Origin of the sequence: Aureivirga sp. CE67 (assembly GCF_015767245.1) — a bacterium.
In the GTDB taxonomy this organism is placed as follows: domain Bacteria; phylum Bacteroidota; class Bacteroidia; order Flavobacteriales; family Flavobacteriaceae; genus Aureivirga.
Genome location: NZ_JADOTV010000001.1, coordinates 674,831 through 697,943, shown reverse-complemented (window position 1 = coordinate 697,943; position 23,113 = coordinate 674,831). Strand labels below are relative to the sequence as shown.

Genomic DNA, 23,113 nt, shown 5'->3' with positions numbered 1-23,113 from the left:
GAAATTCAGTTAAATATATTTTGAAATATACTTTGCTTTTAATTTCTTTGAAGGAAAAACATGAAATTTACCTTCAACACAAAACAAGCGATTTTTCTTTCTTTAGGATTTGTATTTTTCACCATATTTGGAACACTTTCACATGAATATGGACACATTTTAATTGCAAAATATTTAGGATTTGATACGACGCTTTTTTATGGAAGAATGATTTATCATGATCCAGATTGTGACCCAGAAATTTTCGAAATTTATTCAAATAATAAATATTTTATAGATAATGGAGTTTCATTTCCTGAAGCAGATTATTATAATGAAATAACAGAAGAAAGAAATTTTAAATCATTTCTTGTTATTCTTGGAGGACCTATTCAAACAATGCTGACAGGGACTTTGGGTATTGTTTTTTTATTTTTTCGCAGGAAGAATATTGTAAAATTTGGAATAAAATTCATCGATTGGATTTTCGTATTTCTGACGCTTTTTTGGTTAAGACCAATTTTTAATTTTCTGACAGGAGTTATTTCTGAAACCTTAACGTCGAGAGGAGGTGTTTTTAATGGAAATAGTGATGAAATTAAAATATCTCATTATTTAAATTTATACGATGGTTTTATTACAATTCTTACTAGTTTATTAGGTTTACTTATTCTTTCTTATTTATTTTTTATAATTATCCCGCGTAAAACAAGATTCACATTACTTTTAAGTGGATTTTTTGGAAGTCTAGTTGGTTATGTTTTTTGGTTTAAAATTTTAGGGCCTGTTTTGCTGCCTTATTGATCATTTGAATTTATGACTCTTAGAAAATCTTTCACTTCTTTCAAAATTCCCGATGATTTTGTAACTAAAATTATTTTCCTTGCTAATACAGCATCTTCTATTTTTAGAAACTTAACTTCAGGCATTTCAAAAAATGGTTTAGGCATTAGTGTTACTCCCATATCCGAAGTAATCAAAGCTCCAACAGTTTCATTATTATGAGCTGTAAAAACTTTTTTAGGTTGAATATTTCTTTCTTTTAAAACTGAGAAAACATCATTGTATAACATGCAATGACTTCTTTCAATAAAAGGTTGATTTTCTAAAGCAGAAAGTTTGATTGATTTTTTCTTTGCAAAAGGATGTTTATAATTTACAGCAAAGAATAATTCTTCGTCTGCTATATCATAAATATGATATTTTTCTAGATCAATTTTTCTTTCTTCGGTAAAGAATGCGTGAATTTCATTAGTGTCTAATTTATTTAAAAGTACGTCGTGTTTTTCTTCAAAAATTTGTACTTCTGAGTTGATGTATTGCTTTTTAAATTCATTTATAAAAGGTAAAACTACATTAACATCAATATTTTGGACAAAACCAATTCTAAGTTCTAAACTAGATTGAATTTCAAACGTTTTTTCAATCGAATACCAATTATTCATTATTTCCATTGCTTTAGGTAATAAGATCTCTCCTGCAGAAGTAAGACTAACATTTCTTTTATCTCTTTCAAATAATTTTACCCCCAAATGACTTTCTAATTTTTTGATTCCAGCCGAAAAAGTAGACTGAACAACAAACACTTGTTCAGCTGCTTTTGTAAAGTTTTTGGTATTTGCTAAAGCGATAAAATATTTAATGTGTTGTAAATTCATTATCGTAAATTTAGATTATTTAATCGTTTTAATCTGTTTTTTCAATATGTAAATTTACAATAATTTTGCTTCATAAAACAAAAATATAATAAAGATGAAAGCATCCATAATTAGAAAATTTGGAGATACAGATGTATTAGAATACACAACAATAGACACTCCAAAACCAGCTTCAGATGAAGTTTTAATTAAAATTTTAGCTACAGGAGTTAATCGTTTAGATCATTATTTAAGAGAAGGGAAAATGATGCCTAATATTCCTTTTCCACACATTTTAGGATCAGATGCTGTTGGAGAAATTTTAGAAATTGGGGTAGATGTAAATAATTTTGAAATAGGAGAAAGAGTAATTCCTGTACCCGGTTATCCTATGAAAAAAGAAGAAGAAAATATAAATCCTATGACGCTTGCTTCTTCTTATGGAATCATTGGGGCAGCAAATCATGGAACCTATGCAGAATACATTAAAGTACCTGCGAAATTTGTGATAAAAGACACTACGAATTTGAGCCCAGAACTAATTGCGACTCTTCCGATGGTGGCAGTTACAGGTGTACGAGCTGTAAAAGAAGTTGGTGAAGTGAAAAAAGGAGATAAAGTAGTTGTGCTTGCAGGGGCATCTGGAACAGGAAGTTTTAATATACAAATAGCAAAAGCTTTAGGTGCAGAAGTTTTATCAACAACAACATCGGATACTAATATAGATTTTATAAAAAATCTTGGTGCGGATGTAGTAATTAATTCAAAGAAAGAGGATTTAATTTCTTCAGTTCAAAAATGGACAAATGGTAAAGGAGCAGATGTTGTAATAGATAATTTGGGAGGAAAATTTTTAAACCAAAGTATAGAACTATTGAAACCAAAAGGAATTTTAGTTTCTATGGGATTTGTAGATAGTCCAAATGTGAGTTTTGATGTAAGAAGTTTGTTCTTTAAACAGATAAGTATTAAAGGTTCTATTATGGGAACAAAAGAAGATCTTGAGTTTGCAATTGAGCTAGTGAAACAAGGAAAGATCAAACCTCTTTTAGATACAACTTTACCATTATCCGATGCAAATAAAGCGCATGATATTTTGGTGAATGGGAAAGTGAAAGGAAATATTGTACTTATTCCTTAATTATTTCGTAGTGATTTATCAATAAATGGAGTAGATAGTAAAATGTTTGCTCCATTTTAAAACATAAAAAAAATGGATAGAAAAGGTTTATACACAAAATTAAAAAATATCAAAATTGAGAATTTTGATATAGACGAAGATCCTCCAAAACCAGCAGGAAACTATGTCTCTGTTAAAAGAGTGGGGGATTTAGCATATATATCTGGTCAAATGCCAATGACTAAAAATAATAATTTACTTCAAAGGAAAATTAATGAAACGACTTTAGAATATGGTTATAGAGTATCAAAGTTGACAATGGCCAATGTTCTTAAACAATTAGTTTATTCTGAAGAAATAAATGAAGTGAAATCTATAGTAAGAATTGATGGTTTTTTTCTTCATAAAAATGGATCTCAATTACCAAAAATGTTGAATGGAGCTTCTGATTTAGTTACAGAAATTTTTGAAGGAGAAAATAAAAAACATGCAAGAACTGTATCGGGTTCTTTAGCAATTCCGTACGATGCATGTTTGATGTTAGTAGTGATTGTTGAAATTAAATAAGAAAAAGATGTTAGAAAATATAGCAAAAAAAGGAAAATTAACTTTAGGGATTTTTCTTCCAATAGAATCTTATAAAGGTTCTGTTCCAAGGATGAAAAATCAAATAAAATTAGCTCAAAAAGCAGAACAGATTGGTTTTAAGGCTTTATGGTTTAGAGATGTCCCATTACATGTTCCGAGTTTTGGAGACGCTGGCCAATTGTATGATCCGTGGGTTTATATGACACATATTATGAACCATACAAAGAAGATTAAATTAGCTACAGGTAGTTTAGTTTTACCTTTAAGACATCCGATACATACAGCAAAATCTATTTCTAGTTTTCAAGAATTATCAAATGGAAGATTGATTTTAGGAGTAGCTTCTGGTGATAGACCAATTGAATTTCCAGCATTTAATAAAGACTTAGAATTAAAATCTGAACTCTTTAGAGAAAATTTTCATTACATAAAATCTTTAGAAAATTCATATCCATCGTACTCTTCAAATCATTTTGGAGAAATAAAAGGAGATGTTGATTTGTTGCCTAAAACAAATATTAAAACGCCATTTTTGATTACAGGTCATTCTGGACAATCTTTAGATTGGATTGCAGAACATGGAGATGGATGGATTTATTATCCAAGAAACTATACTTTCTTAAAGCAGTCTTTGGAAAAATGGGAGGTAAGTTTGAATAAAAAAGAGCAGTATTGGAAACCTTTTTTTCAGTCATTATACATTGATTTATTAGAAGATCCTTCTGCAAAACCATCTATTATTCATTTAGGTTTTCAGCTTGGAGCAAATTATTTAATAGAGCATTTGAAGATTTTAGAATCTTTTGGTGTAAATCATGTTATTTTGAATTTAAAATACGGTTCAAGGTCTGCAGAAAAAGTTCTAGATGATTTAGGGAAATACGTTTTACCTCATTTTCAATAAAATATTTAAACTTTAAATTAACGTTTTTATGTTAAAAGAGTGAATTTACTCATAAAAAACAAATGATTATTTCTTTAGGTTTAATTATTGAGAGGTTTACTCTTTAAAACCAAATTATTATGAAAAGTCTTTTTAACAAACTAAAATGGAGTTATTTACTCCTTTTACCATTGCTTTTTTCCTCCTGTCTAAGCGATGATGATACTACGAGCATGGTAAAAATTGATAATGAATCTAAAATTTATTTTGATTTTAAACCAGGTGTTTTTGACAGACAAGCAGGAGGAGATGAATTTTTTAATATGAGTATTCCATATCCAACAAAAGCTGATTTTCAGTTGGAATCTTATGAAATAAATGAAGAGTTGGATACGATTGCTGCAACGTATCGTGTGAAGAATCTTTTGAATCAATATTTTGTTGGATATCAGGAAGGACAAGTGATTGATGGAGGTGATTTATTGATTACTCTAGATAATTCCGATGTAGCAAATAAGAAAGTTTATATTTCTGAAGCGAATGAATTTAATGGTGAAAACCCTTATGAAGATTCACATTATTGGACTTCTTGGAGTTTTCCAGAAGAAGATCATAATTTTCAGAATGATTTCTTTTTTAAATTAACTCCAGAACGTGCGAGTTATAGTTATTTTGATTTCGCTGAAACTCCTGAAGGAAAAGGTTTGGGAATTTTGAATCTCCAATTTGATTATCAGCATTGGCGAAAAGATATTAGTGCAGCTACAGATGAATTAATTTTTGAAGGTGCTGTTTTATTGGAATTAGACTTTAATTTTTAATTTAAAATCATGCATCAAACTCTAATTGGTAAATATTTTACATACATCTTTTGGAGGATAATAGTTTCTGATTTCTACTATTTCATCTAAATCTTCAAAATCATATTGTTCTCCATCAGATGTTTTTATAGAGTCTATATAATCCCACTTTCCAGTATCTACAAAAATTGTTACTTCCCAATTATTTTCAGCTTTAAAAACTAGATTTCCATCATAAATAGGTTTTTCAAAAGATATCTTAATTTCTCCCTTTTCAATTTTATATAGAAAGTCTAGAATATTTTCTTTCATAAAAAAACTAAGCTGATTTTTCGTTTGCAAATTGCATATCATAAAGTGTTTTATAATAACCTTCAGGATTTTTCAATAATTCTTTATGACTTCCTTGTTCTACAATATTTCCTTTGTCCATCACAATGATTTTCGAAGCTTTTTTAATTGTAGCCAAACGGTGCGCAATCACAATCGAAGTTTGATTTTTTGTTACTTTCTTCGTTACTTTTTGTAAAAGTTTTTCTGAATGAGAATCAATCGAAGAAGTTGCTTCATCCAATATCAAAATACTTGGTTTGCTTAAATAAGCTCTCAAAAATGCAATTAATTGTCGCTGACCAGCAGAAAGCATCACACCTCGTTCTTTCACGTTGTAGTGGTAATTCTTTGGTAAAGACATAATGAAATCATGAATTCCAATTTCTTTTGCAGCTTCTTGAACTTCTTCCAATGAAATATCTTTATTTCCTAAAACAATATTATTGTAAATCGTATCAGAGAAAAGGAAAACATCTTGAAGTACTACAGAAACTTGATTTCTTAGAGAATCCATTGTGTATTCTGTAATGTTATTTCCATCCACTTTTATTTCTCCAGAATCAATTTCATAAAAACGATTAATCAGATTAATAATCGTCGATTTTCCAGCTCCAGTTGCTCCCACAATTGCGATAGTTTCTCCAGCTTTCACATCAAAAGAAACTCCTTTCAACACTTCTTCATCTTTAATATAACTAAATCGAACATCTTCAAAAGTGATATCTCCTCTAAAATGTGGAGCAGTTTTCGTTCCTAAATCAGGTTGTGTTTCTTCTGTATCCATTACTTCAAAAACTCGATCTCCTGCAACCATTCCCATTTGAAGCGTATTGAATTTATCTGCAATTTGCCTCAGTGGACGGAAAAGCATTTGTGCCATGGTAATAAATCCGATGATTTCTCCTACTGTAATCGAACTATCTACAGCAGCATTTAAACCACCGTACCAAACTAAAAGACCAATGGCAATCGAAGTTAAAATTTCAGAAATTGGAAAGAAAATAGAATAATACCAAACAGTTTTGATATATGCTTTTTTATGTTTGTTGTTGATTTCGTAGAACTTTTGATATTCGATTTTTTCACGATTAAAAAGTTGCACAATTTTCATTCCTGTAACTCTTTCTTGAACAAAAGAATTTAGATTTGAAACTTGATTTCTAACTTCTTGAAAAGAAGATTTAATTGCAATTTGGAAGATTTTTGTAGCATAAATCAAAATTGGTAAAACCAAGAAAGTAATCGCAGCTAATTTCCAGTTTTGATAAAGCATAATAACCGCTACAACTCCCATTTTTAGAATATCACTAAAAATCATAAATAATCCTTGACTGAAAAAAGCAGCAATAGTTTCAATGTCTGAAACTACTCTGGTAACTAATTTACCAACAGCATTTTTATGAAAATAAGAAGTTCGGAAATACATTAAATGTTTGAACAAATTTGTACGAATATCTTTAATAACATTTTGTCCAAGCCAATTCGATATGTAAATAAAAATTAATTGTAAAATGACTTCACCTAAAAGAAATATCAATAAAAGAACAGAATAAAATAAAAGTCCTTCTGCATCTTTTTTTGCAATATAATCATCTACGGAATCAATAATTAAAATAGATCTAATTCCTGCAAAAACAGAAAGTAGAATTGCTGCAATACCTGAAATATAAAATTTCCATTTATATTTCAAAGCATATTTTAATAAACGATTGAATATTTTTGCATCAAATGCTTTTCCTGTTACTTTACTACTCATTTCTTCTGATAGTTGATGGATATTCCACTTTTGTTAAAAATAATCCTTTTGCTGGAACTGAAACTCCTGCTTTAGAACGATTTTCGCTTAAAATAATTTTTTCTAAATCTTCTACTTTTTTCTTTTCAAGTCCGATTTCTAATAAAGTTCCAACAATTGCTCGAACCATATTTCTCAAAAATCTGTCTGCACTAACATGAAAAGTTAAGTGTTTTTCTTCTAAAACCCATTTTGCTTCATAGATTTTACAATTATAAGTTCGAACATCTGTCTTACTTTTTGAAAAACATTTAAAATTAATATGATTAAACAAAACTTTTGCAGCTTCGTTCATTAATTCAACGTTTAATTTTTTATGATGAAATTGTAAAGTCGTATCTATACAAAAAGGATCTCTTCCTAAGAAAATTCGATATTCATAACTTCTACTTGTCGCATCAAAACGAGCATGCGCTTCGTCTGTCACTGGAAAAATTTCATAAATTACTACTTCATCCGGAAGAACAGCATTCAATTTATACGCATAATCTTCTTTGGATAAATCTTTATCCGTTTCAAAATGTGCAAACATCTGCGAGGCATGAACACCAGTATCTGTGCGTCCTGCTCCGACAATTTGAATTTCTTCTCTTAAAATTTTGGATAAACCTTTCTCAATTACTTCTTGTACTGAAATAGCATCTGGTTGAATTTGCCAACCATGAAAATTTTTCCCGTTATATGCAAGTTCTATAAAATATCTCAAAGGAATAAATTACTTTTGTGAATGAGCAAAGATAAGAAATTATTGACCGTTTTTGTAGGTTGTGCTCTTATGGTTTTTTCTAAATATTTTCTTAAAAACAATGATTTTAAACCAAATCTTATGAAAAAAATTCTTTTACTTTCTGATACTCATAGTCATATTGATGATGCAATGTTGAAATATATCAAACAAGCAGATGAAGTTTGGCATGCTGGAGATATTGGTGATTTGAAAGTTACGGACACTATAAAAGAATTGAAACCACTTCGTGCTGTTTATGGAAATATTGATGGAACCGAAGCTCGAAAAGAATTTCCTTTAGATAATAGATTTACAGTTGAAAATGTGGATGTATTCATCACACATATTGGAGGTTATCCTAAAAAATATAATGCTAGAATAAAAGAAATTTTAACAAAAAATCCTCCAAAACTTTTCATTTGTGGACATTCACATATTTTAAAAGTAATATTTGATAAAGATTTAAATTTACTTCATTTAAATCCAGGAGCAGCAGGGAAATATGGATTTCACCAAGTTAGAACCATGCTTCGTTTTACTTTAGACAAAGGAAAAATCGAAAATATGGAGATTATAGAATTAGGAAAACGCTAGTTTTAAATATATTCTTCCATTTCTAATTCTTTTTCTACTGGAACTGAAATATAAATTACGGTTCCAGACCCAACTTCAGAATTGATTGCAATTACACCTTTCATAGCTTTAATTCGAAGGCTGATTTGACTTAGCCCAATTCCTTCTTTTAATTCTACTTCATCTTTATCAAAACCTTTTCCGTCATCCGAAATTTTAATTTCAAGACTCGAATCAATTTCTCTTATGGTAATCAAAGCATGAGAAGCTTCACTATGTTGTTTAATATTATCTAATAATTCTTCAATAATATGATAAAGTTTAAACTCAAAACTTTGGAAGTAACGCTCACTAATAGCGGATTTATATAAAATTTCAAGATCCGAATCGGAGTATTTATCTACTAAATCTTGAATAGCATGATTTAAACCAAAATTTAATAAAACTGCAGAAAATAAACTGTGTGATAATTCGCTTATTTTTTCAGATGCTTCCTCAATTATTTTTTGAGTTTTTAATATTTCATCAGGAACTTGATTTTGCATTTGAAAAACAGAAGCAGTCAAATGCAGGTTTGCAGAAGCTAATAAAGCACTGATACTATCATGTAAAGTTTGTGCTATTACTTTTCTTTCTACTTCTTTTCTGTCCAAAGTAGAACTTGTTACTTCAGCAACTTTTTGTTTTTCAATTTGCCCCTTTTTGTTGATTTTTTTTATGTTTTCTCTCGATTTTTGAAGATTTAAATTTGAGATTTTTAGTTTTTTATAATAAATCAATGCCCATAAAAAAATACAAATAATTACTAAAGCTAATAAGAATATTAAAGACATATATTGAGCTTCAATTCTTTTGTTTTTAGCAATTTCTAAATCATTTTTACTTTTTTCTTCTTTGTATTTATTTTCAATTTCAGAAACTTGTGAGCTACGAATATCTTTCTCAAGACCTTCTTTTAACTTTAGAAATTCATTTTTGTAGAATAAAGCTTTTTCATAATTTTTTAAATCTTCATAAACATCACTTAGATTAAAATAGGCTAATTTTTTAGTGTTTAAGAAATCTTCATCAAGAGGTTGAATAGTATCTAAAATGCGAATTACTTCTAAATAACAATTTTTGGCTTTATGGTATTTATCATTCATATAATGAATTCCACCAATATTGTTTAATAAAGCCGTTTGTATTTTTACATTTCCTTGTTCTTTTTGTATTTCAAGAGCTTTTTCAAAATAATTTGCTGATAAATTATATTCTTCAGAATAGAAGTGTATTGCAGCTAAATTATTATAGATTTTAGAATGATAGTCTTTGCTGTTTTCAGGTAGAGCAGTTAAAGCCTTGTCATAGTAATATCTAGCTGAATCAAATTTACTTTGCGCATAGAAGTTAGAACCAATTTTAAACTTTATGACACCTTTTCTTAAACTATCGCTAGAATATGAGTCCGCTTTTTTTAAATAAAAAATAGCTTTTTGATAAAGCATATTTTTTGTAAAAATATCCGTAATTGAATCTAAAGCTTCATTTATTAATTGATTATCATCAGCTCTCTTTGCTTCTGATAATTTCTCCAGTAATCTAGTAATTTTCTCATCATTTACAATTCCATTTTTTGAAGTCAATGTTTCATCCTGAATAACAGAATAATTAGCATATGCAGACTTTAAACCAAAACAAAAAAGTAAAATCAGAAAATGAAAATATAATTTCATTTTAATTTCTTTACAATTTATATTATTTATTGAAATTATTTAAGAGATATAACTTTCATTTATAATAAAATAACAAAGGAGAGGTTTTTCTATAAATTAAAGAATGCCTCTCCTTCCCCCAAATACTATCTTACTATATTTTTATATAATTTTATGTTTCATTGCATAAATCACTAATCCTACTACATTTTTCACCCCTAACTTTTTCATCAGTTTTTTTCGGTGTGTTTCTACAGTATTAACGCTTATAAATAGCTTTTCAGCTATTTCTTTTGTGCTCATTTCGTGCCCAATTAGCTTTAATACCTCTTTTTCTCTTTCAGTAAGTGGACTAAAAAATGTACTTTCTGGATTATTAGATTCTTCTCCGGCACCAGATAGGTAATCTACCATTTTTTTCTGGATGCTCTCGCTAAAATATTGTTTTCCTTGATCAACTGATTTGATAGCTTCAACAATATTTTCTCCAGCACATTTTTTAGTCAAAAAACCTTTTGCTCCAATTTTAAGAACTTCCTTAATTAATTTCATCTCATCATAGCTAGATAAAATAACTATATTAGGCATGCTCTTCTTTTTTTGGAACGCTTGCATTACATCAATACCATTAAGATTTGGCATGTTAATGTCTAAAACCAGCACGTCTGCATCATTTTCCTCAAACCATTTAACGGTCTGAGAACCGTCAAGAGAATATCCAACGATTTCGATATCCTCTTGTGAATTTAAAACTGCACTGATTCCGTCAATTAATATCTTATGGTCATCAGCAATGTGAACTTTTATCTTTCTCATCTTTTCCCGTTTTCAAAACTATACTATAATTGAATTCTGTACAATACACAAATAATGGGTTTTTTTGGTGTCACCGTTTTCAGTTACTGTCAATTAAATAGTTTGTTAATTATTTAGTTTTCATTAAAATACAAATCTAAATAAAAAAATATATTTAACTAAATATGTCTGTTTATATAAATTAAAACGCTAAAAATCATCTATTTTCAATTTTTTTAATAAAAAATATATCTATTTTATTTAAAAAAAAGAGTCTTGTATTAGTTTAATTTTGGTTTGCAATTTTGTTTTCTTTTTAAAAATTGTAGAAAAATTAAATTCAACTACATAAAACAAAAAAAAATCCTATCTTCGTTTCAGTAAACTTTAGGGGTGTCTTTAAATAGACTGAGAAATACCCTTTGAACCTGATGTAGGTGATCCTACCGTAGGGAAAAGTGCAACCGTTTTTACACGGAACTTCTTTTCAGTTTGTTCTTTTTTCAAGAACAAGTTTTCAGCTAAAGTTTATGGTTATTAATTAAAGTATAAGTACTATTTCTATGAATGAGTTTTATCTTATTCTAGAAGAAAAACACACCCCTAATCCCTCTCAAGAGGGGAATTAACATATTAATCTGTGTTTTAAGGGAGAAAAATTAAAATAATCATGAACCAAAACAGAAACTATTGTCTAAGCATTGCAGGATTTGATCCAAGTTCTGGTGCTGGACTTTCAGCAGATTTAAAAACCTTTGAAATGCACAAAGTGTATGGGTTTTCGGTTTGCTCTGCAATTACTGTCCAAAATGATATAGAATTTCAATCTTGTGATTGGATTTCGAAAGAAAAAATCATTGCCCAACTAGAAATTCTTCTAAAACGTTTCCCTATTTCTGTTTTTAAAATTGGTATTGTGGAAAGTTGGGAGATTTTATTAGAGATTTTAGACTTTATTGAAAGTAAAGTAGAAAAACCTAAAATCATTTTAGATCCTGTTTTAAAAAGTAGTAGCAATTTTGTTTTTCATTCAGAAGAAAATGATTCTGTTTTTGAAAAAGTTCTACAAAAATGCTATTTAATTACCCCAAATTATCAGGAAATTCAACAGATTTCTCCAGATAAAAATGTAGAAGAAACGATTTCTTATTTAAATCAGTTTACAAATATTTTTCTAAAAGGTGGACATAAAGAATCTGCGCTTGGTGAAGATATTTTGTATCTTAAAAACGGTGAAGAATTTATTTTTAAACCAAAAGGAAATCATGTTTCTGAAAAACATGGAAGTGGTTGTGTCTTAGCTTCGGGAATTGCTGCGAATTTGGCTAAAAAATTACCAATAGGAAAAGCTTGTCAAAAGGCAAAAGACTATACATATCAATTTTTAAACTCAACAGAAAACTTATTAGGTTATCATAATTTATGATTTCGAACTTACAATATATAACACAAGGAAACTCGGTTGCAGAACATTTGCAAAATGCAGAAAAAGTGATGCAAAATGGAGTGGATTGGGTACAACTTCGATTAAAAGATGTATCAGAAGAAACTTATAAAGAAGCAGCGAAAGAATTAAAAGGAATTTGTGAAAAATACAATGCAAAATTAGTCATCAACGACAATCCTTTTGTTGCAAAATATGCAAATGCGGATGCTTTACACCTTGGAAAAAACGACATGGATGTTTTGGAAGCGAGAAAAATTGTTTCTGAAAACACGATAATTGGTGGAACAGCAAATAATTTGGAAGATTGTCTGAATTTGATAGAAAAAAATGTAAATTATATCGGATTAGGCCCTTTTAGATTTACCACAACGAAGAAAAACTTGAGTCCTGTTTTAGGAAGTTCAGGTTATCAACAAATCATTGAACAATTAGAAGAAAGAAATATGAAAACTCCAATTATTGCTATTGGAGGAATCACAGAAAATGATGTTGTTGAAATTAGAAATACAGGAGTTTTTGGAATTGCAGTTTCTGGTCTGTTGACTAATGAAATTGCAGTAGAAAAAATTATTTCACAACTAAAAAATCAATTAAAATGAATCAAGACATTTTAAAAATCGCAGACAAAGAATTCCAATCAAGATTATTTACAGGAACAGGGAAATTTAGTAATCCAGAATTGATGCAAGAAGCATTGAAAGCTTCTGAAAGTCAATTGACAACTGTAGCTTTAAAACGAGTAGAAGTTAAAAATGAAAACGATCAGATTTTATCTTTTATTGATAAAACGATTGATTTATTACCAAATACTTCTGGAGTTCGAAATGCTAAAGAAGCAGTTTTTGCAGCACAGTTGGCAAGAGAAGCTTTGGAAACAAATTGGGTAAAAGTAGAAATTCATCCAGATCCTAGATATTTATTGCCAGATGCCGTAGAAACTTTGAAAGCTGTGGAAGAATTAGTAAAACTTGGTTTTGTAGTGATGCCATATATTCATGCGGATCCTGTTTTGTGTAAAAGATTGGAAGAAGTTGGTGCGCAATGTGTGATGCCACTTGGAGCTCCGATTGGAAGTAATAAAGGGTTGAAAACACTGGATTTTTTAGAAATTATTATTGAACAAAGTAACGTTCCTGTGATTGTGGATGCTGGAATTGGAAGTCCTTCTCATGCTGCGCACGCAATGGAAATTGGAGCGGATGCTGTCTTGGTAAATACTGCAATTGCTGTTTCAGAAAATCCTGTGGCGATGGCAAATGCTTTCAAAATGGCGGTGCAAGCTGGAAGAATGGCGTATAATGCGAAATTGGCTCCTGTGAGAAAACAAGCAGAAGCAAGTAGTCCACTTACTTCGTTTTTATCATAAACTGCGCTAGGGATAGTAGCGAAAAGCCCGGAAAAAAATCGCTTAGCAATGCTTGCTTGTCGGAGGCGACCTAAGAAGCCCACGCCCATGCTAGCAGTGCTTGGTGATTTTTTGAGGACTTGTAGCGGATAGCCCGCTTGAGCGCCATGATTATTAAGAAAGTATTTAATGTAATAGATTTAATCACGATTTAAATTTTGATAGGATTTTGTGTTGTAAAAAACACATCTCTCAAGAGGGGAATTACAAAATAGTAATATGAAATGAATTGTGGTTTTATCCTAGAATTTAAATAAAAACGAGTTGAACTCGTGCTAGTGAAAACTAAAACACAAACCGAAACTATGTCTTTTTTAGAAGAATTTGAAAAATACGATTGGGATACCATTACTGAGAAAATATATTCGATTTCTGAACTAGAAGTTCGAAGTGCTTTGCGGAAAAGAAAGCGAAATTTAGAAGATTTTTTGGCTTTAATTTCTCCTGTGGCTAAACCATTTTTGGAGGAAATGGCGCAAGAAAGTAGGCTTTTGACAAGAAAACGATTTGGAAATACGATGCAGATGTATGCGCCGATGTATTTGTCGAATGAATGTCAGAATATTTGTACGTATTGCGGATTTAGTATGACGAATAAAATTCCGAGACGAACGCTGACAGATGAAGAAATCATTAGAGAGGCAGAGTTTTTGAAAGCAAAAGGATTTGAGCATATTTTGTTGGTAACTGGAGAAGCGAATAGAACTGTTGGAGTGCCATATTTGCAAAATGCGATTCGTTTGTTGAAGCCTTTGTTTTCGAATATTTCTATAGAAGTGCAGCCTTTGAAACAACATGAATATGAATTGTTGATTCAGGAAGGATTGTATGCGGTTTTGGTATATCAGGAAACGTATCATGAGGCGACTTATAAAACGCATCATCCGAAGGGAAGAAAATCTAATTTTAGATTTCGAGCAGAAACGCCTGATAGATTAGGAAAAGCTGGAATTCATAAAATAGGAATTGGAGCTTTGTTTGGTTTGGAAGATTGGCGAACGGATAGTTTTTATACAGCTTTGCATTTAAGATATTTGCAACAAAAATATTGGAAAACGAAGTATTCTATTTCTTTCCCGAGGTTGCGACCACATGAAGGAGAAGTACAGCCAAAAGTAGAAATGACGGATTCAGATTTGGTACAGTTAATTTGTGCTTTTCGTTTGTTGGATGAAGATGTGGAATTGTCTTTATCAACAAGAGAAAGTGAAGATTTTAGAAATAATGTGATTCATCTTGGTGTGACTTCGATGAGTGCAGAATCTAAAACAAATCCTGGAGGATATATTGTAGAGCCTCAATCGTTGGAGCAATTTGAAATTTCGGATGAAAGATCTACAGAAGAGATTTCAAAAATGTTGCAAAATAGTGGTTTTGATGTTGTTTGGAAAGATTGGGATCGGGTGTTTGTTTAAGAATTAGGAAAGCTTAAAAGAAAAACCTTCTCTTTTTTTGAGAAGGTTTTTGTATTTTTTAAAATCCATATAATATACCAACATTTACACCACCTCTCCAATTTTTAGCTTTTAAACTTTCTTTGAAGATTTTTGTAAATCCACTTTGACTTTGAAAATCGAATAATATTTTAATGCGATCCGAAAGTCGTCTTTTATATCCTATTCCATAAGCTAAACCAAAATCGACAGTATTGAATTCTTTGGTTATATTTTTACTTCCTTCTTCCGCTTTTAAAAGAAACCCAGTATAAAATCCAAAATTTAAATTCCAGTTTCTTTCATAGCCAAAATGCCAGTTAGCCATTAGTGGTATAGATAAATAAGATAAATCATATTCTACATTGTTTTCTTTATAATTACCTTCTAATACTCCAAAGGATATAGAATTTGATTTCCATCCTTTTTTTTCAAAGTTTAAACCAGATTTAATCCCCCATCTGTCATTTAAGAAAAACTCTACAGAGCCAAGATAATTAGTAGATCTTTTGAATTCAGTATCCTCATTAGAGTTTCTTAAAATGGAAGTGTTATATCCAAAAGAAAAACCTACTTCTATTTCACCAAAATCTTTTTGTGCATTTGCTGAAAAAAAACTTGTAATAGCAATTAGGCTACTTAATAATATTTTTTTCATGTATTTTTTTGTTTTTAAAAATTTTGGTAAAACTAATATAAATAAGTGTATATATCTTTTTTAGTTTTAAAAATTAAAATAATAAGTTAAAATATTAGATATGTGTTATTTTATTATACTTTTGCAGCAAATTTGAATTGCTTTAAAGAAATTGTTTGAAAAAATATTTCTAAAAGGCGCTATGTATTATTTAAAAGAAAAGAAATTTGATGAAAAAATTACTTTTATCCCTAGCTATAGTAGGGACACTATTCTCATGTTCAGAAGAAGATGATAGTTCTTCTCAGCCAACTGAAAACTCAGTAATTGGAACTTATAAATTAACTTCAGCTACTGCAAACAATCCTATAGATTTGAATGGAGACCAAGATTCGGATACAGATATTTTTAAAGAATGTGGAAGTTTGTCACTTACGATTTCTTTTTCAGAAGGAAATATTGCAAATGCAACACATTTTGATAATTATTATAGCTGGGCTTGTGGTTTAGAATTATTAAATGGGACTTATACAGTTGCTGGAAATGGAATCGCTTTTACAGCAGAAGCTGATAGAGGAATATCTGAGAAAGAAACTGTGAATTCTAATTTTATTATAAAAGATAATACTTTAGAATTAAGTGTTACTGCACATGAGATCACTAATGATAATTCGGCAGAGATTACTTACGTTTTCACAAAACAATAAAAAACTAAAAACCTTCTCTTCTTTTGAGAAGGTTTTTTTAAATGTTATTATGAGTACCATCACAGAACGGATGGTCTTTGGTGTGTTTACAATTACATAAAAAGTATTCTTTTGTTTCTTCTACTTTAAAAATTGTCGGAGACATTTTTGTTCCTTGATGCGAACCATCACACATTGGTTGTCTTTTGGAAAGACCGCAAGAACACCAAGCATAATTTTTCCCTTCTTTCAGTTCTACTTTTGATGGCTCTTTTTGATGTATTTTAGGCAAGTCCATAAGATCTAGTTTTTAGTGAAGATTATTTTATTTTCCGATTTCTGAATTTCATTTTTATTCAACAACATTTTTCTGAATTTTCCTTTTAAATACATATCTGTTTGATCTTTATAATGAGGACTAAAAGGGTTTCCAGATTGTCCAGTAGGAGAGATGCTGACTGCATTTTCTACATCATTAAAATCAATAATTCTACGAGTAGAAGGTCCAGCTTTTACTTTATAAACTCCTGTACTGTCATATCTTGTTTCTTGGTTGTTAATTACCTCTCTTGCTCCATGTGTAGGAAAAGGCCCAACACTGAAAATTGGTCTTAAAGCAGCTACTTTTCCTAGAGGATGCTGAAATTCTACAGTTTGTACTTTTTTCCATTCCCATTTGTCAATATCATCTCCGAGTTGTTTTTCTAGAAATGCAATTGACTCTTTGAAAGCTTTGGTTACAATATCTTTTTTAGGCTCTTTCATGATTGTATGCACATTATCCCACCAAATAGAATTCTCTTTCTCTGCTTGAAGAATAATCGATTTTTTTAAAGTAAAAGTCCTTAAAAATTCTAAGAATAAATCTTTCCCCATTTCATCTTCATAAGTATTTCTAAGAAAATCATATTCCCATTTATAATAGATAGTAGAAGCAACACTGTTAAGAGGACTATCTCCTTTCCAAGTTTTTAAGATATGCCAAGCTTTTTTTTCATTCATAGAAAATTCTGTGGTGTCTAATGATTTTCCAAGATGCTCAATGATCGTAGGAGTAACTGCTGAGGTAACATCAACAGCCATTTTTTTTGCATTAGAATAATCCCATTTTTCATCTGTATTTAAAAAATGTTCAATACGACGAGCTCTATTGTCAGGAGCATAATATCCAGGATATAAAAAACCGTTTACGGCAGCTGGTTGATTATTGGCAGAATAAACATAGTTCTGTGGAGGATTAATAGCGTAAGGATTTTCGTTTCGATCTAAATATCTTTTTGGATAATCATAATCTGTAGTTCCGTCCAATACAAATTTTCGATTTACTCCTTTATTATTTTCATAAAGCTTTCCTGTAGCAAACCAAGCAACAGTATCGTTTTTACTTCCATACATTACATTTAAACCAGGAGCATTAATTAAATGCGTTCCTTTTCTAAAATCATCACTATTTCTAGCATGAGACATTGTATAAACAGCTTCTAAAAGTTCTCCAGGAAATTGTGTATACATCCACCACATCGCAACGGGAGATTTTAATTCTACATCTGGAAAAATATCATTTATGATTGGTCCCAAATCACTATATTTTACAGAATGCACACAAACATCTCCACCTTTGATTCTGATTTCTTTATTCTTAATCGTATATTTTTCCCAACCCATTTCTGATTGGTATTCATTTTTGTTTTTAGAATTATTTTCAAGCGCATAAAAATCCAAATCATCGTTTTCAAACATTGTAAGACCATAAGCATAATCACGATTATGACCCAGAAGCGGAAAAGGAGAACAAGCTAAATAATAACCATACATTTCGTGGTTTGGAGTAACAATATGCGCTTCATACCAAACTGCAGGTTGTGAATAACTAATATGTGGATCATTAGCAAAAAGTACTTTTCCACTTTTTGTTTTATTTGAATTTAAAACCCAACTATTGCTTCCCATAAAAAGAGGAATTTGAGATTCGTCTAAAACTTTATTTACTTTTGAAGTGAAGTTCTTTTTGATATTATCTGTATTCCAAACAGGAATTTTAGTGTAATTTTTAGGAGTTACAAGCGGAAGTTCTTTTAGGTAAGCTTCACCAAGTTTTTCTTTCAAAGCAGTCATCAGCGGATCTGTTTTTTGACCCAAAGCAAAACTGAAAGACATATAACCATAAATATTATAAACATCTTCCATAGTGAAACGTTCTTTTTGGATTCCTAAAAGATAAAATTCTACAGGAGTAGTTCCATCCATCAAAAACTGATTAACACCTTCTAGATATGCGTTTGCTAATTTGTAGTGTTTGCTGTTTTTATCTAATTGCTGTACACAAAACTTAGAAGTTTCGGCGATTTCCATAGAAGAAAACATTTTGTCTACTTCTAGCATGTCTTTTCCAAAAATTTCTGATAATCTTCCAGGAGCAATTCTTCGCATCAATTCCATTTGCCAAAGACGATCTTGTGCATGTACAAAACCTAGAGCTCGCATTGCATCTTCTTCATTGTTAGCATAGATATGCGGAACACCATAATCATCAAAATATACAGATGTAGAATCTTTGAGATTATCCAATCTTAAATGTCCTTTATAATTTGGTTTTAAATACTCTCGAAAGAAGAAACCAAGCACAAATAAAATGACAACTAGAAACAGTAAACCTTTGAATAATTTTTTGAAAAAGCGCATATCTATTGTTTTTTATTAAAGATAAACGCTTTTTTTTAATAAGTAAAGAGCAAGGAATAAATAGTTTATAACAAACTAAGATATCTTTCTCTCAAAACATTTTGATGATGTCTTTGGTGTGCAGAAATCAAGAATCCAAGAGCACGAACAGACATATTATTATTACTAGCAATTCCTTCTCTTAGCAACATTTCTTCTGAAAAAGATTTAAAAAGCGAAATAGAAGATTTTCTCAAAGTAGTGTATTCTTCCATCAAATCTGCTTTTGATTTATGATTTGCATTGCTGAAAGGAATAGTAGTTTTTTCATCATAATCGTTTAAAGGAGTTTGATCATTTCTAGAAAATCGCATCGCTCGATATGCAAAAACTCTTTCATTATCGATTAGGTGTTGCATTAGTTCTTTAATAGTCCATTTATTTTCAGCATAAGAAAAATTGAAATTTTCTTCTGAAATGGAGTCTAACAGAGAAGTAAGTTCTTTTTCAGAATTCTGTAGAGCTTCTAGAATATTATTTTCCGTGTTTAGTTCGAAATATTTTTGATAGAATGGTGCGTATTCAGTTTGTGTTAAAATCATATTTAAATTTTTAAATAAAAAAAGTGAATATTTTTTGTAACAATTTACGGAAAAAAGAGTCTTATGAGTGTGTAATATAAATTAATCCAAGAAATAGTATTTTTTATAGGTCAAAAAATATAATTTTTGTTTGCTTATGAAGGGGTAAGTAAATAGGAAGAGACTGATTTTTTCAGTCTCTTTTTTGTTTGTATTCATTTCGAAAGTAAAACCAATATTAAGAGCCTGTTTAATATTGTATCATAATTTATTTTATAGCTTATTAAATTGCTATTTTGCCGACTTTTTTGGAGTACATAGCATCGCTATGGACGAGAAAAAAGACAAAAAAGAGTTTTTAAGAAGCATATAATTTTTTTGATATAAATTTAAACAGGCTCTAAATGTATTTTAATTGGTTGTAGACATCCTATTTATTCGTATTTTTGTGAAATTCATAAGATAATACGATATGAGACAACTTCAAATGGTTGACTTAAAGAGTCAATACGAAAATATAAAATCACAAGTAGATAAAGCAATTATTGACGTTGTAGAATCGTCAGCATATATAAACGGTCCAGAAGTAAAACAATTTCAAGCAGACTTAGAAGATTATTTAGGAGTAAAACATGTAATTCCATGTGCAAACGGAACAGATGCTTTACAAATTGCAATGATGGGACTTGGTTTAAAACCAGGTGATGAAGTAATCACAGTAGATTTTACTTTCGCTGCAACAGTTGAGGTTATTGGATTATTAAACTTAACTCCAGTATTAATCGATGTAGAAGCAGATACTTTCAACATGGATATCGAAGCTTTGAAAAAAGCAATCACGCCAAAAACGAAAGCAATCGTACCAGTACACTTATTCGGACAATGTGCAAACATGGAAGCTATTTTAAAAGTAGCAGAAGAGCACAATTTATTCGTAATTGAAGATACTGCACAAGCAATTGGAGCAAACTATACTTTCTCTAATGGAGAAACTAAAAAAGCTGGAACTATCGGAAATGTAGGAACAACTTCTTTCTTCCCTTCTAAAAACTTAGGATGTTATGGAGATGGAGGAGCAATCTTTACAAATGATGATGAATTAGCTCACATAATTCGTGGAATCGTAAACCACGGAATGTATAAAAGATATTACCACGATGTAGTAGGAGTAAACTCTCGTTTAGATAGTATCCAAGCTGCAATCTTAAGAATCAAACTTCCACTATTAGACGGATATTGTGATGCTAGAAGAAAAGCAGCAACTTACTACAACGAAGCTTTCGCATCTAACGAAAATATTGATACACCAGTTACAAGTGATTTCACAACACACGTTTTTCACCAATATACTTTAAAAGTGAAAAATGTAGATAGAGATGCATTACACCAACATTTATTAGAGAATAAAATTCCTAATGCAATCTATTACCCAGTGCCACTTCACTCACAAAAAGCTTACGCAGACGAAAGATATAATGAAGATGATTTTAAAGTAACGAATGAATTGGTGAAAACAGTAATTTCCCTTCCAATGCACACAGAGCTAGACGAAGAGCAATTAGCGTTTATCACGAAAACTATAAATGATTTTGTAAATAATAATTCTTAGTAAATGCAAAGAATATTAGTTACAGGAGGGTTAGGTTTTATCGGATCGCACACTGTTGTGGAATTACAGCAAGCAGGTTATGATGTTGTAATCATTGATGATTTATCTAACTCTCAACTTTCTGTTTTAGACAGAATCACTTCAATCACAGGGATGAAACCAGATTTTCATCAATTTGATTTGAAAGAAAAAGAAAAAGTACATCAATTTTTTCAGCAAGAAAAAATTGATGGAGTGATACACTTTGCAGCATCCAAAGCTGTAGGAGAAAGTGTAAATGAACCTTTAAAATACTACGAAAATAATATCAATACTTTGGTTTATGTTCTGAAAGCGATGAACAACAACCAAGTAGAGAATTTCATTTTTAGTTCTTCTTGCACTGTTTATGGTCAAGCAGATGAATTACCAATTACAGAATCTGCACCAGTGAAAACAGCAGAATCTCCGTATGGAAATACGAAACAAATTGGTGAGGAAATTTTAAAAGAAACAACAACAGTTTCTAATCTTAACGGAATTGCTTTAAGATATTTTAATCCGATTGGAGCACATGCTTCTGCAAAAATAGGGGAGTTGCCTATCGGAGTGCCACAAAATTTGATTCCATATATCACACAAACTGCTATCGGAATTCGCGAAGAGCTTTCTATTTTCGGAGACGATTATCCAACCGAAGACGGAACTGCAATTCGAGATTATATTCACGTTGTAGATTTGGCAAAAGCACATATAAAAGCTTTAGAAAGATTGATTGAAAACAGAAATAAAGAAAAATACGAAGTTTTCAATGTTGGAACAGGAAGCGGAAGCTCAGTTCTTGAAATCGTAAAAGCTTTTGAAAAAGCAACCAATCAAGATTTAGCTTATAAAATTGTAGAGCGAAGAGCAGGAGACATTACTGCTGCTTTTGCGGACACTACTTTAGCTGAAAAAGAATTGAACTGGAAAGCAGAACTTACTTTAGAAGACTGCCTACTTTCTGCCTGGAATTGGCAAAAGAAAATTCATGAAAACACTTTGGTAGAATAATTCTCCATTACTCAAAATATTTAGGAGCTTCCCCGTATCTTAACAGATACGGGTCGGGCTTTCCGCTATATCTTTTGCTCCGTACCTCCGCAAAAGGATGCCGCTGCAATCCCTAAGCCAGAAAATAAAATTGCTATAATATTTAAGCTTTAAATTTCTTCTATAAATAGCTATATTGCAGAAAAAAATAAGTTGCTATACTACAAATAATATCTATAAACCTAAATTTATAGTATAAGTCAACTTCTCAAAAAAATAAATAATGGAATTTATAAGCATAAAACCAACAATTACGTCAGACGATGTTGAAAAATTTGAAAAAGAAGTATTAACCAAATATATGACAGATTTAAAAAATCCTAGATTTCCTGAAAGTTTTAGAAAGCATGTTGTTGAGATCCATGGAGGAAAACCTAAGAAAGATATCTTAATAAATGTAGAGAAAAGATTACATTATTACTTTACTTTGGTAAGGATTGATTCTCATTTAGAATCTTGTTATGATTTATATCCCAAAAAAAACTATGTTGGTTTTGTTTCAGATCAAGGTGGAAACCCTTTTTGTTTTGATTTAACTCCAGGGAAAAATTATGGAAAAATATATTTTTGTCCTATGGATGGAGGTTTTGATTACAAAGAAATAGCAAAAGATTATGATGAGTTTTTAAGTTTATTAGTCTCTGATGAAGAATATTAAT

General features: G+C 30.3%; 24 protein-coding genes and 1 riboswitch. Of the genes, 14 read left to right on the top strand and 10 right to left on the bottom strand.

The features are described 5' to 3' along the window. The first annotated feature begins 60 nt into the window (after positions 1–60). Positions 61–783 (top strand): hypothetical protein, encoded by a 723-nt coding sequence (locus tag I0K12_RS03125; RefSeq protein WP_196885434.1) that lies wholly within the window; start codon positions 61–63, stop codon positions 781–783. Here the strand turns inward: I0K12_RS03125 and I0K12_RS03120 are convergent. Then, positions 777–1,637 carry a LysR family transcriptional regulator gene (locus tag I0K12_RS03120; RefSeq protein ID WP_196885433.1) on the bottom strand — a complete coding sequence of 287 codons (861 nt, stop codon included), beginning with the start codon at positions 1,635–1,637 and terminating at the stop codon, positions 777–779. The genes I0K12_RS03125 and I0K12_RS03120 overlap by 7 nt on opposite strands. Positions 1,638–1,731: 94 nt before the next feature. Here I0K12_RS03120 and I0K12_RS03115 point away from each other — a divergent pair, with 94 nt between their 5' ends. The 4 genes from I0K12_RS03115 (at position 1,732) to I0K12_RS03100 (ending at position 5,028) form a co-directional block, all read left to right on the top strand. After that, complete coding sequence (locus I0K12_RS03115; RefSeq protein ID WP_196885432.1) at positions 1,732–2,757, top strand: zinc-binding alcohol dehydrogenase family protein; 1,026 nt, start codon at positions 1,732–1,734, stop codon at positions 2,755–2,757. Between the two features lie 72 nt (positions 2,758–2,829). After that, complete coding sequence (locus I0K12_RS03110; protein WP_196885431.1) at positions 2,830–3,303, top strand: RidA family protein; 474 nt, start codon at positions 2,830–2,832, stop codon at positions 3,301–3,303. A 7-nt stretch (positions 3,304–3,310) separates the two neighbouring features. Beyond that, the gene (locus I0K12_RS03105) at positions 3,311–4,228 is read left to right on the top strand and encodes an LLM class oxidoreductase (protein WP_196885430.1); all 918 of its coding nucleotides are present in this window, start codon (positions 3,311–3,313) and stop codon (positions 4,226–4,228) included. 119 nt (positions 4,229–4,347) lie between these two features. Then, positions 4,348–5,028 (top strand): hypothetical protein, encoded by a 681-nt coding sequence (locus I0K12_RS03100; protein ID WP_196885429.1) that lies wholly within the window; start codon positions 4,348–4,350, stop codon positions 5,026–5,028. Between the two features lie 21 nt (positions 5,029–5,049). Here the strand turns inward: I0K12_RS03100 and I0K12_RS03095 are convergent, their stop codons facing one another. Genes I0K12_RS03095 through truA form a run of 3 tightly spaced genes read right to left on the bottom strand, consistent with a single transcriptional unit; the run spans position 5,050 to position 7,841 of the window. Further along, positions 5,050–5,319 (bottom strand): hypothetical protein, encoded by a 270-nt coding sequence (locus I0K12_RS03095; protein WP_196885428.1) that lies wholly within the window; start codon positions 5,317–5,319, stop codon positions 5,050–5,052. A gap of 7 nt (positions 5,320–5,326) precedes the next feature. Then, entirely contained in the window at positions 5,327–7,096 is a 1,770-nt protein-coding gene (locus I0K12_RS03090) for an ABC transporter ATP-binding protein (RefSeq protein ID WP_196885427.1), read from the bottom strand. Continuing rightward, a complete protein-coding gene (gene truA, locus I0K12_RS03085; protein WP_196885426.1) occupies positions 7,089–7,841 on the bottom strand; it encodes a tRNA pseudouridine(38-40) synthase TruA in 753 nt (250 codons plus the stop codon). The genes I0K12_RS03090 and truA overlap by 8 nt, the downstream gene beginning before the upstream one ends. Positions 7,842–7,961: 120 nt before the next feature. Here truA and I0K12_RS03080 point away from each other — a divergent pair, with 120 nt between their 5' ends. After that, positions 7,962–8,456, top strand: coding sequence for a metallophosphoesterase family protein (locus I0K12_RS03080; RefSeq protein ID WP_196885425.1), 495 nt, complete (start codon positions 7,962–7,964; stop codon positions 8,454–8,456). A gap of 2 nt (positions 8,457–8,458) precedes the next feature. Here the strand turns inward: I0K12_RS03080 and I0K12_RS03075 are convergent, their stop codons facing one another. Continuing rightward, positions 8,459–10,150 (bottom strand): tetratricopeptide repeat-containing sensor histidine kinase, encoded by a 1,692-nt coding sequence (locus I0K12_RS03075; protein ID WP_196885424.1) that lies wholly within the window; start codon positions 10,148–10,150, stop codon positions 8,459–8,461. Positions 10,151–10,291: 141 nt separating this feature from the next. Continuing rightward, positions 10,292–10,945 (bottom strand): response regulator, encoded by a 654-nt coding sequence (locus tag I0K12_RS03070; RefSeq protein WP_196885423.1) that lies wholly within the window; start codon positions 10,943–10,945, stop codon positions 10,292–10,294. A 358-nt stretch (positions 10,946–11,303) separates the two neighbouring features. Beyond that, positions 11,304–11,396: riboswitch (TPP riboswitch) on the top strand. Between the two features lie 198 nt (positions 11,397–11,594). On the opposite strand from I0K12_RS03070, the gene I0K12_RS03065 reads away from it, so the two are divergent. The 4 genes from I0K12_RS03065 (at position 11,595) to thiH (ending at position 15,191) form a co-directional block, all read left to right on the top strand. Then, entirely contained in the window at positions 11,595–12,350 is a 756-nt protein-coding gene (locus tag I0K12_RS03065; protein WP_196885422.1) for a hydroxymethylpyrimidine/phosphomethylpyrimidine kinase, read from the top strand. Beyond that, on the top strand, positions 12,347–12,970 hold the full coding sequence (gene thiE, locus I0K12_RS03060; protein ID WP_196885421.1) for a thiamine phosphate synthase: 624 nt from the start codon (positions 12,347–12,349) through the stop codon (positions 12,968–12,970). Before I0K12_RS03065 ends, thiE begins: the two co-directional genes overlap by 4 nt. Continuing rightward, on the top strand, positions 12,967–13,737 hold the full coding sequence (locus I0K12_RS03055; protein WP_231372688.1) for a thiazole synthase: 771 nt from the start codon (positions 12,967–12,969) through the stop codon (positions 13,735–13,737). The genes thiE and I0K12_RS03055 overlap by 4 nt, the downstream gene beginning before the upstream one ends. Positions 13,738–14,081: 344 nt before the next feature. Continuing rightward, positions 14,082–15,191 carry a 2-iminoacetate synthase ThiH gene (gene thiH / locus I0K12_RS03050; protein WP_196885420.1) on the top strand — a complete coding sequence of 370 codons (1,110 nt, stop codon included), beginning with the start codon at positions 14,082–14,084 and terminating at the stop codon, positions 15,189–15,191. A gap of 58 nt (positions 15,192–15,249) precedes the next feature. Here thiH and I0K12_RS03045 read toward each other — a convergent pair whose 3' ends face one another. After that, positions 15,250–15,867 (bottom strand): porin family protein, encoded by a 618-nt coding sequence (locus I0K12_RS03045; RefSeq protein ID WP_196885419.1) that lies wholly within the window; start codon positions 15,865–15,867, stop codon positions 15,250–15,252. 209 nt (positions 15,868–16,076) lie between these two features. On the opposite strand from I0K12_RS03045, the gene I0K12_RS03040 reads away from it, so the two are divergent. Further along, positions 16,077–16,553: a hypothetical protein gene (locus I0K12_RS03040; protein ID WP_196885418.1), complete on the top strand. Its 477-nt coding sequence runs from the start codon at positions 16,077–16,079 to the stop codon at positions 16,551–16,553. Positions 16,554–16,590: 37 nt separating this feature from the next. Here the strand turns inward: I0K12_RS03040 and I0K12_RS03035 are convergent, their stop codons facing one another. The 3 genes from I0K12_RS03035 to I0K12_RS03025 form a co-directional block, all read right to left on the bottom strand. Then, complete coding sequence (locus tag I0K12_RS03035) at positions 16,591–16,830, bottom strand: CDGSH iron-sulfur domain-containing protein (protein WP_196885417.1); 240 nt, start codon at positions 16,828–16,830, stop codon at positions 16,591–16,593. Positions 16,831–16,835: 5 nt separating this feature from the next. Further along, a complete protein-coding gene (locus tag I0K12_RS03030) occupies positions 16,836–19,214 on the bottom strand; it encodes a penicillin acylase family protein (RefSeq protein WP_196885416.1) in 2,379 nt (792 codons plus the stop codon). Between the two features lie 65 nt (positions 19,215–19,279). Beyond that, a complete protein-coding gene (locus I0K12_RS03025; RefSeq protein WP_196885415.1) occupies positions 19,280–19,795 on the bottom strand; it encodes a DinB family protein in 516 nt (171 codons plus the stop codon). Between the two features lie 451 nt (positions 19,796–20,246). Here I0K12_RS03025 and I0K12_RS03020 point away from each other — a divergent pair, with 451 nt between their 5' ends. The 3 genes from I0K12_RS03020 (at position 20,247) to I0K12_RS03010 (ending at position 23,112) form a co-directional block, all read left to right on the top strand. Beyond that, on the top strand, positions 20,247–21,383 hold the full coding sequence (locus I0K12_RS03020; protein WP_196885414.1) for a DegT/DnrJ/EryC1/StrS family aminotransferase: 1,137 nt from the start codon (positions 20,247–20,249) through the stop codon (positions 21,381–21,383). 3 nt (positions 21,384–21,386) lie between these two features. Continuing rightward, positions 21,387–22,415: a UDP-glucose 4-epimerase GalE gene (galE, locus tag I0K12_RS03015; RefSeq protein ID WP_196885413.1), complete on the top strand. Its 1,029-nt coding sequence runs from the start codon at positions 21,387–21,389 to the stop codon at positions 22,413–22,415. A 262-nt stretch (positions 22,416–22,677) separates the two neighbouring features. Next, entirely contained in the window at positions 22,678–23,112 is a 435-nt protein-coding gene (locus I0K12_RS03010; RefSeq protein WP_196885412.1) for an SMI1/KNR4 family protein, read from the top strand. Position 23,113 lies beyond the last annotated feature (1 nt).

Bases quoted from the DNA above. Each gene is read 5' to 3' on its own strand.
- thiE (WP_196885421.1), top strand. From the start codon at position 12,347: ATGATTTCGAACTTACAATATATAACACAAGGAAACTCGGTTGCAGAA.
- I0K12_RS03110 (WP_196885431.1), top strand. From the start codon at position 2,830: ATGGATAGAAAAGGTTTATACACAAAATTAAAAAATATCAAAATTGAG.
- I0K12_RS03105 (WP_196885430.1), top strand. From the start codon at position 3,311: ATGTTAGAAAATATAGCAAAAAAAGGAAAATTAACTTTAGGGATTTTT.
- I0K12_RS03055 (WP_231372688.1), top strand. From the start codon at position 12,967: ATGAATCAAGACATTTTAAAAATCGCAGACAAAGAATTCCAATCAAGA.
- I0K12_RS03125 (WP_196885434.1), top strand. From the start codon at position 61: ATGAAATTTACCTTCAACACAAAACAAGCGATTTTTCTTTCTTTAGGA.
- I0K12_RS03035 (WP_196885417.1), bottom strand. From the start codon at position 16,830: ATGGACTTGCCTAAAATACATCAAAAAGAGCCATCAAAAGTAGAACTG.
- I0K12_RS03065 (WP_196885422.1), top strand. From the start codon at position 11,595: ATGAACCAAAACAGAAACTATTGTCTAAGCATTGCAGGATTTGATCCA.
- I0K12_RS03020 (WP_196885414.1), top strand. From the start codon at position 20,247: ATGAGACAACTTCAAATGGTTGACTTAAAGAGTCAATACGAAAATATA.
- I0K12_RS03080 (WP_196885425.1), top strand. From the start codon at position 7,962: ATGAAAAAAATTCTTTTACTTTCTGATACTCATAGTCATATTGATGAT.
- I0K12_RS03025 (WP_196885415.1), bottom strand. From the start codon at position 19,795: ATGATTTTAACACAAACTGAATACGCACCATTCTATCAAAAATATTTC.
- thiH (WP_196885420.1), top strand. From the start codon at position 14,082: ATGTCTTTTTTAGAAGAATTTGAAAAATACGATTGGGATACCATTACT.
- I0K12_RS03120 (WP_196885433.1), bottom strand. From the start codon at position 1,637: ATGAATTTACAACACATTAAATATTTTATCGCTTTAGCAAATACCAAA.
- I0K12_RS03095 (WP_196885428.1), bottom strand. From the start codon at position 5,319: ATGAAAGAAAATATTCTAGACTTTCTATATAAAATTGAAAAGGGAGAA.
- I0K12_RS03070 (WP_196885423.1), bottom strand. From the start codon at position 10,945: ATGAGAAAGATAAAAGTTCACATTGCTGATGACCATAAGATATTAATT.
- I0K12_RS03090 (WP_196885427.1), bottom strand. From the start codon at position 7,096: ATGAGTAGTAAAGTAACAGGAAAAGCATTTGATGCAAAAATATTCAAT.
- I0K12_RS03010 (WP_196885412.1), top strand. From the start codon at position 22,678: ATGGAATTTATAAGCATAAAACCAACAATTACGTCAGACGATGTTGAA.
- I0K12_RS03100 (WP_196885429.1), top strand. From the start codon at position 4,348: ATGAAAAGTCTTTTTAACAAACTAAAATGGAGTTATTTACTCCTTTTA.
- galE (WP_196885413.1), top strand. From the start codon at position 21,387: ATGCAAAGAATATTAGTTACAGGAGGGTTAGGTTTTATCGGATCGCAC.
- I0K12_RS03045 (WP_196885419.1), bottom strand. From the start codon at position 15,867: ATGAAAAAAATATTATTAAGTAGCCTAATTGCTATTACAAGTTTTTTT.
- I0K12_RS03115 (WP_196885432.1), top strand. From the start codon at position 1,732: ATGAAAGCATCCATAATTAGAAAATTTGGAGATACAGATGTATTAGAA.
- I0K12_RS03075 (WP_196885424.1), bottom strand. From the start codon at position 10,150: ATGAAATTATATTTTCATTTTCTGATTTTACTTTTTTGTTTTGGTTTA.
- I0K12_RS03040 (WP_196885418.1), top strand. From the start codon at position 16,077: ATGAAAAAATTACTTTTATCCCTAGCTATAGTAGGGACACTATTCTCA.
- I0K12_RS03030 (WP_196885416.1), bottom strand. From the start codon at position 19,214: ATGCGCTTTTTCAAAAAATTATTCAAAGGTTTACTGTTTCTAGTTGTC.